The 12,903-nt window shown below is 71.1% G+C and carries 11 protein-coding genes; 6 read left to right on the top strand and 5 right to left on the bottom strand.

Annotated elements, in window-relative coordinates:
• Window positions 1-217 precede the first annotated feature (217 nt).
• Window positions 218-2,596 (bottom strand): hypothetical protein, encoded by a 2,379-nt coding sequence (locus tag ACFYV1_RS05735; protein WP_389394079.1) that lies wholly within the window; start codon window positions 2,594-2,596, stop codon window positions 218-220.
• 112 nt (window positions 2,597-2,708) lie between these two features.
• Here ACFYV1_RS05735 and ACFYV1_RS05730 point away from each other — a divergent pair, with 112 nt between their 5' ends.
• The 3 genes from ACFYV1_RS05730 (at window position 2,709) to ACFYV1_RS05720 (ending at window position 5,536) form a co-directional block, all read left to right on the top strand.
• Window positions 2,709-3,167 (top strand): GNAT family N-acetyltransferase, encoded by a 459-nt coding sequence (locus ACFYV1_RS05730; protein ID WP_389394078.1) that lies wholly within the window; start codon window positions 2,709-2,711, stop codon window positions 3,165-3,167.
• A gap of 144 nt (window positions 3,168-3,311) precedes the next feature.
• Window positions 3,312-4,325, top strand: coding sequence for a sphingomyelin phosphodiesterase (gene sph, locus ACFYV1_RS05725; RefSeq protein WP_389394579.1), 1,014 nt, complete (start codon window positions 3,312-3,314; stop codon window positions 4,323-4,325).
• Window positions 4,326-4,456: 131 nt separating this feature from the next.
• The gene (locus ACFYV1_RS05720; protein ID WP_389394077.1) at window positions 4,457-5,536 is read left to right on the top strand and encodes a S1 family peptidase; all 1,080 of its coding nucleotides are present in this window, start codon (window positions 4,457-4,459) and stop codon (window positions 5,534-5,536) included.
• 94 nt (window positions 5,537-5,630) lie between these two features.
• Here ACFYV1_RS05720 and ACFYV1_RS05715 read toward each other — a convergent pair whose 3' ends face one another.
• Window positions 5,631-6,272 (bottom strand): hypothetical protein, encoded by a 642-nt coding sequence (locus tag ACFYV1_RS05715; RefSeq protein WP_389394076.1) that lies wholly within the window; start codon window positions 6,270-6,272, stop codon window positions 5,631-5,633.
• A 66-nt stretch (window positions 6,273-6,338) separates the two neighbouring features.
• The gene (locus ACFYV1_RS05710; RefSeq protein WP_389394075.1) at window positions 6,339-6,815 is read right to left on the bottom strand and encodes a macro domain-containing protein; all 477 of its coding nucleotides are present in this window, start codon (window positions 6,813-6,815) and stop codon (window positions 6,339-6,341) included.
• A 226-nt stretch (window positions 6,816-7,041) separates the two neighbouring features.
• Between ACFYV1_RS05710 and ACFYV1_RS05705 the strand changes: the two genes are divergently transcribed.
• The 3 genes from ACFYV1_RS05705 to ACFYV1_RS05695 all read left to right on the top strand — a co-directional run bounded on the left by ACFYV1_RS05705 (window position 7,042) and on the right by ACFYV1_RS05695 (window position 9,445).
• The gene (locus tag ACFYV1_RS05705; RefSeq protein WP_389394074.1) at window positions 7,042-8,244 is read left to right on the top strand and encodes a peptidoglycan DD-metalloendopeptidase family protein; all 1,203 of its coding nucleotides are present in this window, start codon (window positions 7,042-7,044) and stop codon (window positions 8,242-8,244) included.
• 155 nt (window positions 8,245-8,399) lie between these two features.
• Complete coding sequence (locus tag ACFYV1_RS05700) at window positions 8,400-9,128, top strand: MerR family transcriptional regulator (RefSeq protein ID WP_389394073.1); 729 nt, start codon at window positions 8,400-8,402, stop codon at window positions 9,126-9,128.
• 41 nt (window positions 9,129-9,169) lie between these two features.
• Window positions 9,170-9,445, top strand: coding sequence for a DUF2087 domain-containing protein (locus ACFYV1_RS05695; protein ID WP_389394072.1), 276 nt, complete (start codon window positions 9,170-9,172; stop codon window positions 9,443-9,445).
• A 22-nt stretch (window positions 9,446-9,467) separates the two neighbouring features.
• On the opposite strand, the gene ACFYV1_RS05690 is transcribed toward ACFYV1_RS05695, so the two are convergent.
• Entirely contained in the window at window positions 9,468-11,642 is a 2,175-nt protein-coding gene (locus tag ACFYV1_RS05690) for a 3-hydroxyacyl-CoA dehydrogenase NAD-binding domain-containing protein (RefSeq protein WP_389394071.1), read from the bottom strand.
• 45 nt (window positions 11,643-11,687) lie between these two features.
• On the bottom strand, window positions 11,688-12,902 hold the full coding sequence (locus ACFYV1_RS05685; RefSeq protein WP_389394070.1) for an acetyl-CoA C-acetyltransferase: 1,215 nt from the start codon (window positions 12,900-12,902) through the stop codon (window positions 11,688-11,690).
• Window position 12,903: the final 1 nt, after the last annotated feature.

The following is a 12,903-nucleotide window of genomic DNA, read 5'->3' as shown; positions in this document are numbered from 1 at the left end:
TCGGTGGGGCCGGGAATCGGTGTCCGGCGGGTCGCCTTCCAGTATGCGACCTGCGGCGCACCCGGCAGGACGCCCCCTCGCCCGGTCCGCAGGCGGGCCGGGCGCTCGGCCCACCGCGACGGGCGGTGGGCGGCAGGAGGCTCCCCGCGGCGGGCGACGGGAGGCAGGAGGCTCCCCGCGACGGGAGGCAGGAGGCGGGCCGGACGGGCGCTCGGGCTCACTGCGACGGAGGGGCGGGCGGGAGAACGGGCGGTTGGACGAGCAGTGCGGGAAGATCCCATGCCGTTCGTATGCCGTCGAGGATCGTGTGGGTGCTGAACGGCGAGATGGCGAGCTCCTGGCGTGCTTCGGCAAGCCTCTCCAGCTCACCGTGCGCCCCCTTTCCCCGCGCCCGCTCCCGGCGGTTCTCGAAGTCGGGCCGGCCGAAGATCTGCATGAGCGTCAGGGCGAAGTAGATGCATGCCATGGCCTCGCGCCACAGAGCGGCCTGCCCGAGGTCGGGGGCGTCCGGCTCGGCCGCCACGACGGGCTGCGGGCACGGGGCGGCCAGCACCGGGACGAGACTGTCGGCCAGATCCTGCAGGCGTGCCTGGACGGTCTCCTCGGTCACGTCGTCCCCGGTGTGCAGCATGCGCACCATCACATGCAACTGGTGCAGCAGCGGACCGCTCTCCGGCCGCCCGGCGTCCTCCAGCGCGAGCAGCGCGCGGAACCCGTCCAGCGTGCCCGCCAGTTCCTCGCGGACCAAATGGTGCGTCACGTCCTCCAGTTCCGGGTGCCCGAGGTTGCGCTGCGCCTCGGAGAGCCGGCGGGCGTAGCGGATCAGGTCGCGCGGGATCCCACCGGACAGCGCGTGCGCCAGCAGCACGAACGGCGGTGTGAGATGGGGTGCGCGGCGTGCCAGGATGCCCCGCGACTCCTCCGTGGTGCGGGGCGGGAGGTACAGGATGTCGTCGAGTGAGCTGTCGGTGGCATCGCGGTACTGGAGACCGCGCCGGACGAACGCGGCGCCGACGTCCTCGGCCACGGACACCAGGTAGTAGACGTTGCGGATCCCGAACACGGCCTTGATCTGGCCGAGGAATCTGCGGGCGGTGACGGTGTCCCCCACGCGGTCGAGTTCGTCGACGCCGATGACGAGACGTATCCCGTCCCGGCCCACCTCCTCCGCGATGTCCGCCACGACGCGGCGGAACTCGGAGACGAGTTCGGGGAACGTGAACGGCAGCGACGAAACCGCCGTGGCCCGGGTGGCGCCGGCGCCGGCACCGAGGACCTGGGGCAGTGTGAGGGTGGTGCCGGACGTGGTGCTCTGGACGGTGCGCAGCCTGAGCAGCAGGCGCCGGCACTCGTCGGTGAGCGACGCGGGCTCGGCCGCCCTCCGGCGCAGCGACGGCAGGAGATACAGCCCGGCGAGGACGAGGAGAAGGCCCGGCGCCCACGGGTGGGCGCGCCACAGGGCGGCGGCGGAGTCGAAGAGGTCGAGCCCGTCGCGCCGAAGGCGCGCCAGATCGACCGGTGAGGTGAAGCGTCCGCGCAGCCACACGAAGCACTGGTACAGCCCCGCGGTCAGCGCCGTGAGCGCGACCACGAGTCTGGCCGACCGTCCGAGGGTCCGCAGCACCGAACGGGCGATCGTCCGCCTGCGCACCCGCTGGAAGAGGCCGACGTCGGGGCCCGCGTCTCCGAAGCGCGTGAGATAGCGGGAGCACACCTCGCCGAACAGGGCCAGCAGGAACTCGTGGGGGCTGTACTCGGCGGGGGTGCTCACGAACACGGACAGATCCCGCGGCTCCGTGACCTGGTCGACCGAACACGCCCGCAGCAGGGTCGACTTGCCGGCGCCGCGAGGTCCGCAGACCGCGATCGTCCCGCCGTCGATCCGGTTCATCATGCCCTCCAGCTGCTGCTGGGCGGCGGTGGAGACGACGAGCGCGGGGTCCTGGACGACTCTGAGCCAGTCGTCCGACGCGGCCGTGAGCAGTTGGTCCCACTCGTCGCCGAGCATGTCCCGGGCGGCGCGGTGCATCTGAGGGCGGATCCCGTTCCACACCATGGTCCACCGCCACAGCAGCCGCCGGTCCTCCTGGCGCCGCTCCCACACGCGCAGCGCCACCCGGAGGCAGACCGCGCCGACGAGATTCTCCACTCGGCGGCGCAGGCCGGGCCACGCGGCGGGACCGAGGGCGGCGAGAGGTACGGCGTAACCCCAGCCGGCCGGGCCGGCGTCGAGCGCCCAGAGGTCGACGACGAGCCAGACCAGTCCCACGAGGGCCGCGGCCGCCCCGACCGCGACGAGGAGGCCGCCGCCGGTCGGCTGCCGCGCGGCCGCGAGCCGTCCCCGGAGTTCGTGGACCCGCTGGACCGCCTCGCGGTAGTGGGCGTACTGGGCACGCGCGGAATCGTGCACCAGGGCGGCGAAGTCGCCCCGGTGGGCCGCCTCTTGGAGGGCGTCGGGCGACAGGTAGAGCCGCAGCCCGTAGTACTGGTAGAACTCCGCGTCCCACAGACAGCCACGGACGGCGGCCCGGTACAGCTCCGCGTCGTCGGGGTCGTCCCAGGGCCATGCCTCCGTCTCTCTCTGACGCCTCGTCATGTCTCGCCCCCGTCGTGCCCGTTCCCGTCCTCGACGGGCAGCGTAGAGCCGGGGCCGGCCACCCGTACAGGAGACTGCGGGGACCGCGGCCGGGCCGGTTACGATGCGCCGCGTGACCGATATCAAGATCAGGTCCGCGGTGGCGGACGACATCCCGGCGATCGTCGCCATGCTCGCGGACGACGCACTCGGAGCGACCCGTGAGTCTCCCGATGATCTGGGGCCCTACCTGGCCGCGTACGAGCGGCTGAAGGGCGACCCGAACCAGTTCCTCGTGGTGGCCGAGCGCGGGGACACGGTCGTCGGCACGCTCCAGCTGACCATCGTGCCCGGCCTTTCCCGCCGCGGGAGCACCCGCTCGATCATCGAGGGCGTGCGTGTTCACAGTTCGGAGCGGGGCCGGGGGCTCGGGCAGCGGTTCATCGAGTGGGCGATCGAGGAGTCCCGTGCCCAGGGCTGCCAACTGGTCCAGCTGACCTCCGACGCGGCCCGTCCGGACGCCCACCGGTTCTACGAGCGGCTCGGCTTCACCGGCTCGCACGTGGGGTTCAAGCTCCAGCTGAACTCCTGATCTTGGGGCCGGGTACAGAAACCGGGCACCTGCCCATTACCAGAAGGTAACTACGGCTGCTTTGATGTGCGGCGCCGGTCCATCGACCGGTGGAACCCCCCACCACGAACGGGAGATCCAGTGCCGCACTCCGAGCTCGGCCGCCTGCCCCGCGCCCCCCGCCCGTCCCGCGCACACCGCGCCGCCCTGTCCGCCGCCCTGTCCGCCGTGCTCGCCGCCGGCGCGCTGGCGGGCGCGGCGCCTTCCGCCGCGGCAGCGCCGGCGGCGCAGGACACGCAGACACCGAACCTGCGGATCCTCAGCTACAACGCGTTCCTGTTCAGCAAGTCCCTGTATCCCAACTGGGGGCAGGACCACCGGGCCGCCGCCATACCGGCGGCGCCGTTCTTCCAGGGCAACGACGTCGTCGTGCTGCAGGAGGCGTTCGACAACTCGTCCTCGGACGCGCTGCTGCGGAACGCCGCCGAGCAGTATCCGCACCGTACGCCGGTGATGGGCCGGAGCAAGGACGGCTGGGACGCGACCGGCGGTTCCTACTCGTCGACCACGCCGGAGGACGGCGGGGTCGCGGTCCTCAGCAAATGGCCGATCGTCCGCAAGGAGCAGTACGTCTACAAGGACGCGTGCGGCGCGGACTGGTGGTCGAACAAGGGATTCGTCTACACCGTCCTCGACGTGAACGGCACCAGGGTGCACGTGGTGGGCACGCACGCCCAGTCCACGGACCCCGGCTGCGACGCGGGCGAGGCCGCCGAGATGCGCAGCCGTCAGTTCCGCGCGATGGACGCCTTCCTGGACGGCAAGAACATCCCGGCCGCGGAGCAGGTCGTCGTGGCAGGCGACCTCAACGTCGACTCGCACAGCGCCGAGTACGCCTCGATGCTGGCGGACGGCGGTTTCGTCGGGGCCGACGCGCGTATCGGCCACCCGTACTCCTTCGACACGGCGGAGAACTCGATCGCCGCCGAGCGGTACCCCGACGATCCCCGCGAGGACCTCGACTTCGTCCTGCACCGGGCGGGGCACGCACGGCCCTCCGACTGGACCAATGAGGTGATCAAAGAGCAGAGCGCACCCTGGTCGGTCTCCAGTTGGGGCACCTCGTACACGTACACCAATCTGTCCGACCACTATCCGGTGATTGCCTCCGGCCAGTAGGCGCAAGCCGCCGACCGCGGCCTTGTGTCTGTGTCAGGGCCATGCCACATTGAGTCCACACTCCGGACTGGTCCAGTCCACTTTGCCGCCAGGCAATCCCCCCACGGACTCGTACGAAGGAGAAGCCCCCCATGAGACGCACGCTCCGCGCGCGCATCTGCCTTCCCACCCTGCTGGCCCTGACCACCGTCGGCCTCGCCTCCGGACCGGCCGGTGCCGCCGACGCCGCCGGCACCGGCGGAAACCCGAGCCCCGGCGTCACCGCCTCGTCCGACCAGTACTCGCTGTACAGCTCGCTCAGCCGTGACCTCGGCGACCGCACCGCCGGCTCCTATCTCGACGCGGAGAGCGGCGAACTCGTCGTCACCGTCATCGACCCGGAGGCGGCCGCGGAGGTGCGGGCCACCGGCGCCCGCGCCCAGCTCGTCGAACGCAGCATGGCCCAACTGCGGGCCGCCATGGACACACTGGAGTCCAAGGCGAAGATCACCGGTACGTCGTGGGGTCTCGACCCGTCGGCGAACAAGATCGCGATCGAGGCCGACAGCACCGTCTCCGCGGTCTCGATGGCGAAGCTGCGGAGCGTGGCCGCACGGCTCGGAAACGCCGTCAGCATCAAGCGCGTACCCGGCGCGTTCAAGAAGGAGGTGGCGGGCGGCGACGCGATCTACGGCGGCGGCTACCGCTGCTCGGCCGCCTTCAACGTCTCCAACGGCACCAACCGCTACTTCCTGACCGCCGGGCACTGCACCAACGCGGCGAGCAGCTGGTCCGCCACCTCCGGCGGCCCCGCCATCGGCACCCGGACGGGTACCAGCTTCCCCACCAACGACTACGGCATCGTCCAGTACACCAACGGCTCCCAGCCCGCGGGCAACGTCAACCTCTACAACGGCACCTATCAGGACATCGCCTCGGCCGCCGACGCGATCGTCGGCCAGTCCATCCGCAAGAGCGGGTCCACCACCAAGCTCACCAGCGGCACGGTGACCGCCGTGAACGTCACCGTGAACTACAGCGACGGCCCGGTCTACAACCTGGTCCGCACCACCGCCTGCTCCTCGGGCGGCGACAGCGGCGGCGCCCACTTCGCCGGTTCCACGGCGCTCGGCATCCACTCGGGCAGCTCCGGCTGCTCGGGCACCAGCGGCTCGGCCCTGCACCAGCCGGTCAAGGAGGCACTCAGCGCCTACGGCGTCGCGGTGTACTGACCGCTGTTCCTTCATCCAGGGGCGTGCCCACCGGCCGGTGGTCGCGCCCCTCGCCGCGTCCGGCGGCCCCGCACGACCGGGGGCCGACGGGGCGTCAGCCCTCGGCGTACCAGCCGACGGAACGGTTCACAGCGACCGCGGTGTACGTCTGATGGATGCCCACCACGGCCGCCACCAGTCGCGGATCCCAGGCACCGGCCGTCGCCCGGTAGTCGTTGAGCACCCCCCGGTACACCAGCGGAGGCCGGACCGACCCGTCCCGAAGCACCAGCCGTCGCGGGCAAGCCACCTGGTCCACCCCGAGGCCGGCACGAGCCGCAAGGAGAACGACGAAGTACCACGGCATGAAGGCCGTGCACCACATGACCCACCAGAGAAGCCGCCCTGCCGACCCCTGGGCCACAAGGCCGTTCACGGGCTCGACGGTCCAGTGGGGGCGACGCAGCGCGCGAATCGATCCGCGCCGCGTCCGTATGAAGCCGATGACTTTCCCCGTCGGATCGTCGACGCGGTAGACCGTCAGATCTCCGCTGACGGATTCGGTCGTCACCCCGGCCAGCGCCTCGCACCAGTCACGACCGGCCCGGAGGGAGAACTCGCGTGTCGTGGGGTGTGCGGAGGATGTACCCGAACCGCGGTCGCGCCGCAGCGATGCGACCGCACTGGACGGCGCCCCACGGCCCTCCGTCGCCACGATCATGCAGCCGTTCACCAATGAGTAGGTCGTCGACGCCATACGCTTCCTCCCTGTCGAACGCCGTCGGACATGCCGGGCCCGTACACCAGCGGCCGGACGTCGCCGTCAGTCGTAGTCGTAGACCGTCACGTCGATACCGCGCGCCGTGAGCCGACCGACCACCAACGGCTCGACCCTCGACCACCGGCCGCCCGCGAGACCGCAGCCGATCCGCGGCATGTGGACGGACGCGCCCAGCTCCAGCGCCTTGTCCGCCACCGCGGCGAGCCCCTGGTCCATCGCCTCGTACCGCACCGGGACGCCTTTGCTGCCGGTGCGCATGCCGCGCTGACCCACGATGTTGGCCACCCACAGATACGGCTCCACCTGGACGAACTGGGCCGCGCCCAGCGCGAAGTCGTTGCGGGCGCGCTCGCGGTGCCAGCGGCGGTAGGCCGCCTCCGGCTCGGGCCAGCGGCGGGACAAGGCGAGGACGAAACCCTTGCCCCAGCCGCCGAGGTCGTTGCACACATGGACGATCAGCTTGACGCCTTTGCCGTGCGGCGCGGTGGCGTCCCCCCGGACATACCTGATCTCGGACACGGCACAACTGTACGAGTCGGCACCGACATCGGGCCGCGACTGCCCATTGCACGAGCGCGGGCCGCCTTCGCGGTCCGGTGCGTCGCCACGGCCGAGGGTCCAGGCCGCGGAACCTCGTGTTCGCCCAAGTACTGCGGCAACAACCTGTCAACGCGCGTGGATTGCCTTGTCGCGGACATGCAATATCGGCCACGTGGACAAGGCCACCTGGATGATTGGAGCCCTCATGCTCAGACGGTTGGGAACCGTCGCGCGCACCTGTACGCTCGCGGCCGCCCTGTCGCTCGGCATCACCGCGATGCCGACCTCCGCCGGCGCAGCCCCGGCAGAACCCCCTGTCGACCGCGGACCTTCCGCCGTCGTCAAGGAGCGCCTTGACGGCAAGGCGCAGACGGCCGTGAAGCCCGGCGTCAGGACCGAGCCCCGCGTCGCCGTCAAGCGCCGGGACGGTGACTGGGCCTTCGGCACCGCTGTTCTGGCCACCCCCGGCTCGAAGGAGCTCCCCCAGGGCTGGCTCTTCCTCGCCCACCGCAAGGACGGCACGTGGCAGGTCGCCCTGGAGGGCGAGCCCGCCTTCGCGGCCCTGTCCTCCCAGGCGGAGCCCGTCCTGGAGAGCGCCGAGCGGCGCAACTTCGCCGCTGCCGAGGACGAGGGCGGCATGACCACCCAGCTCGCCGGCGGCGACTACCGCACCGGCATGGCCCTGCCCTTCACCGTCGGCCAGACCTGGACGATGACCAGCGGCCCCCACGGCTGGTCCGGGGCCGGTGCGCCGTGGAGCTCCGTGGACTTCGCGGGCGGCGACGAGATCGTCCGTGCCGCTCGCGGCGGCACCGCCTACACCATGTGCAAGGGCTGGATCCGCGTCATCCACGACCGCGGCTACGCCACGGACTACTACCACCTGTGGAGCAACATCAGCGCCAACGGCACCGCGGTCGCCGCCGGCGCCTACCTCGGCTACACGGGCAACGACGTGACCTGCGGTGGCTCCTCCACCGGCCGCCATGTGCACTTCGCACTGCGGCAGAACAGCGCCTACGTCCCGGTCGCGGACCACGACCTCGGCCGCTGGCGGCCGCAGGCGGGCAGCACCGCATACAGCGGCTCGGCGCTGCACGGCAGCCGCCGCGTGTACGCGGGCGGCCGGCTGTACAACTACGGCGCCCTCGGCCTCAACCAGGGCATCATCGACACCAACGGAAGCGGGGTCCCCCTCAACAAGCGCACCGGCCCCGGCACCGGCTACGCCGTCGCCGGAACGGTGGCGGACGGAACCGGCGTCACGGTCTCCTGCTCCCGCAACGGCACCACGCACACCGGACGCTACGGCAGCACCGCTCTGTGGAACCGTCTCTCCGACGGCACCTGGGTGAGCGACGCGTACATGTGGACCGGTGTGAACGGGCCCATCAGCGGCTACTGCTGACCGGGCGGCGGGGCGGGCTCGGGCCATCGGGGCTCCGGGCCCGCCCCGTACGTGCTTCCAGGGCGCCTGAGACGATTCCGAGGGGCGCACGGCTTTCACAGAACTGGTGAGACAGCAATACTGTTGAACCCAAGCGGTCCAGCAGAAGGAGAGTCATGGCGACCGAGACCGAGGAGGCGACGCTCACCGTCGACGAACTGGCCGCGCGCGCCGGGGTCACCGTGCGCACCATCCGGTTCTACAGCACCCGCGGTCTGCTGCCTCCGCCCGTGATCGGCCCGCGCCGGGTCGGGCACTACGGCACCGACCACCTGTCGCGGCTGGCGCTGATCGAGGAGCTCCAGCACCAGGGGATGACGCTCGCCGCGATCGAGCGCTATCTGGAGCAGCTGCCGCCGGACCTGAGCGCGCAGGATCTGGCGATCCACCGTGCGCTGGTCGCCTCGTGGGCCCCGGAGTCGGCGGAGGAGGTCGGCCGTCAGGAACTGGAGCGCAGGGCCGGCCGGCCGCTGACGGACCAGGATGTGGAACGGCTGGCCGCTATGGGTGTGCTGGACCGGGCCGGAGCACAGTCGTACCGCCTGGACGGCGGTCTGCTGCGGCTCGGTGTGGAGCTGCTGGACGTACCGATCGCCCACGAGACGATCCTGGCGTCCCGCACCGTGCTGCTGGAGCACGCTCGGGCCGCGGCGCAGGACCTGAGCCGCCTCTTCCGTGAGGAGGTCTGGGAGCCGTACCGCGAGCGCGAGTCGGATCCGGACCATGTGGCGGCGATGAAGTCGCTGTCCGCCCATATGCAGCCCATGGTGATCCAGGCCCTGGTGACGGCCTTCCAGCGGTCCCTGCGGGAGGAGCTGCGGACGGCGTTCACCGGCGAGAGGTAAATGCGTTGCCCCGGGCGGGGTGGTGCGCGAGGCTTCCCGCCATGTCCGATCAAGGAACCGGTACCGCGCGCGGCGTCCACGCCCTCTTCTCACAGGGGCGGCTCACGGCGATCCCCCGTAAGCCGGCCCGCCGCGAGCAGTTGCTCGCGCACCTCGCACAGACGCTCTTCCAGCCGGACCGCGACTACACGGAGGGAGAGGTCAACGACGCGCTGCTCACCGTGCACGACGACTGCGCGGCGCTGCGCCGCCATCTGGTGGTCGCCGGGCTGCTGACCCGGACGCGGGACGGCGGCAGCTACCGGGTGAGCCGGTAGCCGCCGCCGTCCTGGCGGTGCGTCACACGTCGGTGAAGACCTCGCCGCGCTCGGCCTTCTCCACGAGCAGCGCCGGCGGCAGGAAGCGGTCGCCGTAGCGCTCGGCCAGTTCGCGGGCGCGGGCCACGAAGCCGGGCAGTCCGCCCTCGTAGCCGTTGATGTACTGGAGCACGCCACCTGTCCAGGCGGGGAAGCCGATGCCCATGATGGAGCCGATGTTGGCGTCGGCCACGGTGATCAGGACGTTCTCCTCGAGGCAGCGGACGGAGTCCAGCGCCTCGGAGAAGAGCATCCGCTCCTTCATGTCCTCGAAGGGCACGTCGGCGTCCTCGCGCGTGAAGTGCTCGCGCAGGCCCGGCCACAGGCCGGCGCGCTTGCCGTCCTCGTCGTAGTCGTAGAAGCCGGCGCCGCCGCTGCGGCCTGGGCGGTCGAACTCGTCGACCATCCGGTCGATCACCGTGTCGGAGGGGTGGCCCGCCCAGGTGCCGCCCGCCTCCTCGATCGCCCGCTTCGTCTCGTTCCGGATCTTCCGCGGCAGGGTGAGGGTCAGCTCGTCCATCAGGGAGAGCACCTTCGCCGGGTATCCGGCCTGTGCGGCCGCCTGCTCGACGGAGGCGGGGTCGACGCCCTCGCCGACCATCGCCACGCCCTCGTTGATGAACTGGCCGATGACGCGGGAGGTGAAGAAGCCGCGGGAGTCATTGACCACGATCGGGGTCTTGTTGATCTGCCGGACCAGGTCGAAGGCGCGGGCCAGTGCGCTCTCACCGGTGCGCTCGCCCTTGATGATCTCCACCAGCGGCATCTTGTCGACGGGCGAGAAGAAGTGCAGCCCGATGAAGTCGTCGGGCCGTGAGACGCCTTCGGCCAGGGCGGTGATGGGGAGGGTGGACGTGTTGGAGCAGAGCAGGGCGTCGGGCTCCACGACGTCCTGGATCTCCTGGAAGACCTTGTGCTTGAGGGCGGTGTCCTCGAAGACGGCCTCGATCACCGCGTCGCAGCCCGCGAGGTCGGCGGCGTCCGCCGTCGATGTGATGCGGGCGAGCAGCGCGTCGGCCTTGGCCTGGGTGGTGCGCCCCCGCGAGACGGCCTTGGCGCACAGCTTCTCGGAGTACGCCCTGCCCTTGTCCGCGGCCTCCGCGGTGACGTCCTTGAGGACGACGTCGATCCCGGCACGGGCGCAGGAGTAGGCGATGCCGGCGCCCATCATGCCGGCGCCGAGGACGGCCACCTTGCGCACGGGCCGCGGCTCGATGCCCTGGGGGCGGCTGCGGCCGGCGTTGACGGCCTGGAGGTCGAAGAAGAACGCCTGCATCATGTTCTTCGCGATCGCGCCGGTGACCAGCTCGGTGAAGTAGCGGGCCTCGATGACCTGTGCGTTCTCGAAGTCGACCTGCGAGCCCTCGACGGCGGCCGCGAGGATGTTGCGCGGCGCCGGGTAGGGCGCGCCCGCGGTCTGCTTGCGCAGGTTTGCGGGAAACGCCGGGAGGTTGGCGGCGAACTTGGGGTTGGACGGGGTGCCGCCGGGGATCTTGTAGCCCTTGACGTCCCACGGCTGCTGCGAGGCGGGGTTGGCGTCGATGAAGGCGCGGGCCTTCGCGAGCATCTCCTCCTCGGTCGCGGCCACTTCATGGATCAGGCCGTTCTCCAGCGCCCGTGCGGGGCTGTACTGCGTGCCCTGGAGCAGCACCTTCAGCAGGGCGTCGGCGATGCCCATGAGGCGTACGGTGCGGGTGACGCCGCCGCCCGCCGGGAGCAGGCCGAGGGTGACCTCGGGCAGGCCGATCTTGGAGCCGGGCGCGTCGAGGGCGATGCGGTGGTGGCAGGCGAGGGCGATCTCGTAACCACCGCCGAGGGCCGCGCCGTTGATGGCGGCGACGACGGGCTTGCCGATGGTCTCGATACGGCGGAGGGCGCGCTTGATGCCCATGCCGGCCTCGAAGACGGACTGCGCGTCGTCAGGACCGGCCTGGATCATCTCCTTGAGGTCGCCGCCCGCGAAGAACGTCTTCTTGGCGGAGGTGAAGACGATGCCGCGGATGGTGTCCTGTTCGGCCTCCACCCGGTCGGCGATCGCGGCGATCGAGGCCTTGAAGGCCTGGTTCATGGTGTTGGCGGACTGGTTCGGGTCGTCGAGGACGAGCGTGACGATCCCGGTCTCGTCCTGTTCCCAGCGGATGGTGGTGGACTCGCTCATGGTGGTGGCTGCTCCGTAAGGCGGGAGGGCGGAAGAGGACGGGTGTCAGAGACGCTCGACGACGGTGGCGATGCCCATGCCGCCGCCCACGCACAGGGTGGCGAGGCCGTACCTCTTGTCCTGGCGCTCCAGTTCGTCGATGAGGGTGCCGAGGATCATCGCGCCGGTCGCGCCGAGCGGGTGGCCCATGGCGATCGCGCCGCCGTTGACGTTGACCTTGTCGAGGGACAGGTTCATGTCCTGCGCGAAGCGCAGGACGACGCCGGCGAACGCCTCGTTGATCTCGACGAGGTCGATGTCGTCGATCGTCAGCCCGGCCTTGGCGAGTGCCTTGCGGGTGGCGGGGGCGGGGCCGGTGAGCATGATGGTCGGTTCCGAGCCGGAGACGGCGGCGGAGACGATCCGGGCGCGCGGGGTCAGGCCGTGGCGGTCGCCGACCTCCTTGGAGCCGATGGCGACGAGCGCCGCGCCGTCGACGATGCCCGAGGAGTTGCCGGCGTGGTGGACATGGTCGATCTTCTCGACCCAGTGGTACTTCTGCAGGGCGACTACGTCGAAGCCGCCGAGGTCGCCGATGCCCGCGAACGAGGGCTTGAGGGAGGCGAGGGAGTCGGCGGTGGTGCCGGGCCGCATGTGCTCGTCGTGGTCGAGGACGACGAGACCGTTGCGGTCGCGCACGGGGACGACGGAGCGCTCGAAGCGGCCGTCCTTCCACGCGGCGGCGGCACGCTCCTGCGACATCGCCGCGTACTCGTCGACGTCGCGGCGCGACCAGCCGCCGAGGGTGGCGATCAGGTCGGCGCCGATGCCCTGCGGGACGAAGTTCGTCTCGAAGTTGGTCATCGGGTCGGCGAACCAGGCACCGCCGTCGGAGGCCATGGGCACACGGGACATCGACTCGACGCCACCGGCCAGGACGAGGTCCTCCCAGCCGGAACGGACCTTCATGGCCGCCATGTTGACCGCCTCCAGGCCGGAGGCACAGAAGCGGTTCTCCTGCACGCCGGCGACGGTGTCGGGCAGTCCTGCCGCGATGGCCGCGATCCGGGCGATGTCGGAGCCCTGGTCGCCGACCGGGCCGACGACGCCCAGGACGATGTCGTCGATCGCGGCCGGGTCCAGGCCGGGGAAGCGGTTCCGGATCTCGTGGATCAGTCCGACGACGAGGTCGATCGGCTTGGTGCCGTGCAGGGCGCCGTTCGCCTTGCCGCGCCCGCGCGGGGTGCGGATCGCGTCGTACACGTACGCTTCGGTGCTCACC

The sequence above is a fragment of the Streptomyces sp. NPDC003023 genome (genome assembly GCF_042888225.1).
Lineage (GTDB): Bacteria > Actinomycetota > Actinomycetes > Streptomycetales > Streptomycetaceae > Streptomyces.
This window is presented reverse-complemented; position numbering and strand designations above follow the sequence as displayed.